The organism is Thiolapillus sp. (genome assembly GCF_048562965.1).
In the GTDB taxonomy this organism is placed as follows: domain Bacteria; phylum Pseudomonadota; class Gammaproteobacteria; order Chromatiales; family Chromatiaceae; genus Thiolapillus; species Thiolapillus brandeum_A.
In genome coordinates, this window is the sequence record NZ_JBHNMF010000015.1 from 1 (window position 1) to 3330 (window position 3330).

General features: G+C 61.0%; 3 protein-coding genes. 2 read left to right on the forward strand and 1 reads right to left on the reverse strand.

Going from position 1 to position 3330, the window contains the following annotated elements:
* A partial coding sequence (locus tag ACOCD2_RS01980) for a tyrosine-type recombinase/integrase (RefSeq protein WP_293687685.1) occupies window positions 1–442 on the forward strand: 442 nt, incomplete at its 5' end.
* Here the strand turns inward: ACOCD2_RS01980 and mnmG are convergent.
* Window positions 423–2297, reverse strand: coding sequence for a tRNA uridine-5-carboxymethylaminomethyl(34) synthesis enzyme MnmG (gene mnmG, locus ACOCD2_RS01985; RefSeq protein ID WP_293645034.1), 1875 nt, complete (start codon window positions 2295–2297; stop codon window positions 423–425). The genes ACOCD2_RS01980 and mnmG overlap by 20 nt on opposite strands.
* A 327-nt stretch (window positions 2298–2624) precedes the next feature.
* Between mnmG and ACOCD2_RS01990 the strand changes: the two genes are divergently transcribed.
* A partial coding sequence (locus tag ACOCD2_RS01990; RefSeq protein ID WP_293645054.1) for an AAA family ATPase occupies window positions 2625–3330 on the forward strand: 706 nt, incomplete at its 3' end.

The window sequence follows — 3330 nt, forward strand, 5'->3', positions numbered from 1 at the left end:
GACGCCGCGTTCGGAGGCCTACTTTGTTTTCCCTCTGGCGCAAGGCACGCCGGGAAAACAGTGCGGCCTCGCGGCTACTGGGGTCTACCAGCCTTCGCTTCGCTCTCCATGGCTGGCAGCATATGTTTTTCCCGCCACGCGACTCAGCCGTGATCCTCGCTCAGGCATAAAAAGACGCCATCATATCGATGCCAGCACCATTCAGAAAGCGGTGACCACAGCAGTACGCCAAGCCGCAATAAACAAAAAAGCCAGTTGCCATACACTGCGTCATTCATTTGCCACCCATCTTCTGGAAAGGGGGATGGATATACGCACGGTGCAGGAGCAACTGGGGCACAAGGATGTTTGGACAACCCAGATCTATACCCATGTGCTCAACCGTGGCGGTTTGGCGGTGCGCAGTCCGTTATCAGGGGTTCTCACGCCCGATGCTTCTTGAGGTGTATCAGCAGCAATGAAGTCGCCGCCGGCGTGACACCGGGTATGCGCCCGGCCTGTCCCAGGGTTTGTGGCCGGTGGCGGATGAGCTTTTCACGCACTTCGGATGAGAGTCCCTTGACCTGTTCATAGTCCAGGGTTTCGGGGAGTTTTACCGCTTCGGCCTGGCGGGTCTTTTCCACTTCTTCCTGCTGACGCCTGATGTATCCGGCGTATTTTTCCTGGATCTCCACCTGTTCGGCCACTTTTTCATCGGCCACCCCAGGCCCGATACCCGGCAGGCTCATCAGTGTCTGGTAGGTGACAACGGGGCGGGTGAGCAGTTCGCTGGCACGGGTTTCCCGGCGCAGGGTGTCGCCAAGAATCTTCTGCTCGGTAGCTTCATCCAGATCTCCCGGCCGGATGATGATGTCGCACAGGCGCTGCTGCTCTTTTTCGATGGCTTCGCGCTTGTCGCAAAAAGCCCGCCAGCGTTCGTCATCCACCAGCCCCAGTTCACGGCCTTTTTCGGTAAGGCGCAAATCGGCGTTGTCCTCGCGCAGAAGCAGGCGGTGCTCGGCCCGGGAGGTGAACATGCGGTAGGGTTCCAGGGTACCCAGGGTGATGAGATCATCCACCAGCACCCCCAGGTAGGCTTCGTCCCGGCGGGGACACCAGCTTTGTTCGCCACGGATCTTCAGCACCGCATTGACCGCCGCCAGCAATCCCTGGGCGGCGGCTTCTTCGTAACCTGTGGTGCCGTTGATCTGCCCGGCGAAGAACAGGTTCTCAACATGCCGGGTTTCCAGGGAATAGCACAGCTCCTGGGGATTGAAGAAGTCGTACTCGATGGCGTAGCCGGGGCGTGTGATGCGGGCCTGTTCGAAACCTTCCATGGACTGCACCAGCTCCCATTGCACATCGAAAGGCAGGGAGGTGGAGATGCCGTTGGGGTAGAGTTCGTTGCTGGTCAGGCCTTCGGGTTCGACAAAGATCTGGTGGGAATCGCGCTCGGCAAAGCGCACCACCTTGTCTTCGATGGAAGGGCAATAGCGCGGCCCCACGCCTTCGATGACCCCGGCGTACATGGGCGAACGCGACAGGCCACGGCGGATGATGTCATGGGTTCGTGCATTGGTGCGGGTGATATGGCAGCTGATCTGCCGGGGATGCTCCGCTACATCACCCATGAAGGAAAACACCGGGCAGGGTTGGTCATCGGGTTGTTCTTCCAGCACCTCGAAATTGACGCTGCGACTGTCGATGCGCGGGGGCGTGCCTGTCTTCAGGCGTTCCACCGGGAAGGGCAGTTCACGCAGGCGGCGGGCGAGGGCGTTGGACGGCGGATCACCGGCGCGGCCACCCTGGTAGTTTTCCATGCCGATGTGAATACGCCCGCCGAGAAAGGTACCCACGGTGAGAACCACGGCCTCGGCGCGGAACTTCAGCCCCATCTGGGTGGTAACGCCCGTCACGCGGTCACCCTCCATGATCAGGTCATCCACGGCCTGCTGGAAGATATCCAGGTTGGGCTGGTTCTCCAGCGCCTGGCGCACGACCGCTTTATAAAGAATACGGTCTGCCTGGGCGCGGGTGGCGCGCACTGCAGGACCCTTGCGGGAGTTGAGGGTGCGGAAGTGAATGCCTGCCCGGTCAGCCGCATGGGCCATGAGTCCGCCCATTGCATCCACTTCCCTGACCAGATGGCCCTTGCCGATACCGCCGATCGCCGGGTTGCAGCTCATGGCGCCCAGGGTGTCGATGTTGTGCGTAAGCAGCAGCGTGCGAGCGCCCATGCGCGCCGCGGCCAGAGCCGCCTCGGTGCCCGCGTGTCCGCCGCCGATGATGATGACCTGATAGGCTTGGGGGTGAAACATATCGCTATTTTAACCTTTCTTGGTTGTTATTGACCCGGCAATCCAATAGGTTATGTGCTGGATATGCCCCCCTCACCCCGGCCCTCTCCCCGGAGGAGGGGAGAGGGGGTACTTGAGGATACTCCCGGCTCTTTCCCCGGATTTTCCCTCTCCCGAGACCGGGAGAGGGTTGAAACGATCTGCATCGGGCCACCAATACGAAGGAGATCTGCCCTTGTTCCAATACTTTAAAAACATGCCCATTTTGTCCCGGGCCAACGGATGACCACTTTGCTGCCACTCAGAGACGACCCCGCACTGCAGACTCTGTTCCGCTAGGCGAACAGCATCATCCTGGGAAAACCCCGGGCCCTGCGCCTGGCCATGACCTGCCTGCTCAGTCAGGGGCATCTGCTCATCGAGGATCTTCCCGGCATGGGCAAGACCACCCTGGCGCATCTGCTGGCGACCCTGATGGGGCTGGACTACCAGCGCATCCAGTTCACCAGCAATCTGCTGCCTGCCGATGTAATCGGTGTATCTGTGTACGAGCGGCGTTCGGAACGGTTTCATTTTCACAAGGGGCCGATCTTCGCCCAGCTGATCCTCGCCGACGAGATCAACCGCGCCACGCCAAAAACCCAGAGCGCCCTTCTCGAAGCCATGGAGGAACGGCAGATCACCGCTGAAGGCAAGACCCGCCCGCTGCCCCAGCCTTTTTTCGTCATCGCCACCCAGAACCCGGCCCACCAGGTCGGTACCTTTCCCCTGCCGGAATCCCAGCTCGACCGTTTTCTGATGCGCATCAGCCTGGGCTATCCCGATAGCGCCACCGAAAGGATGTTGCTGCAGGGCCAGGGCGGGCGGCAAAAACTCCAGCGCCTCAGACCTGTCGCTTCGGGCACCGATCTTGCCCACTGGCAGCTTGCCAGCCAGGAGGTATTCGCCGCCGATGCCCTCCTGGACTACATACAGGCGCTCATCGGGCAAAGCCGCAGTCTTTCAGATTCGACCGGGCTGTCCCCCCGCGCCGGCATGGGGCTGCTGCAGGCGG

Bases quoted from the DNA above. Each gene is read 5' to 3' on its own strand.
- mnmG (WP_293645034.1), bottom strand. From the start codon at position 2,297: ATGTTTCACCCCCAAGCCTATCAGGTCATCATCATCGGCGGCGGACAC.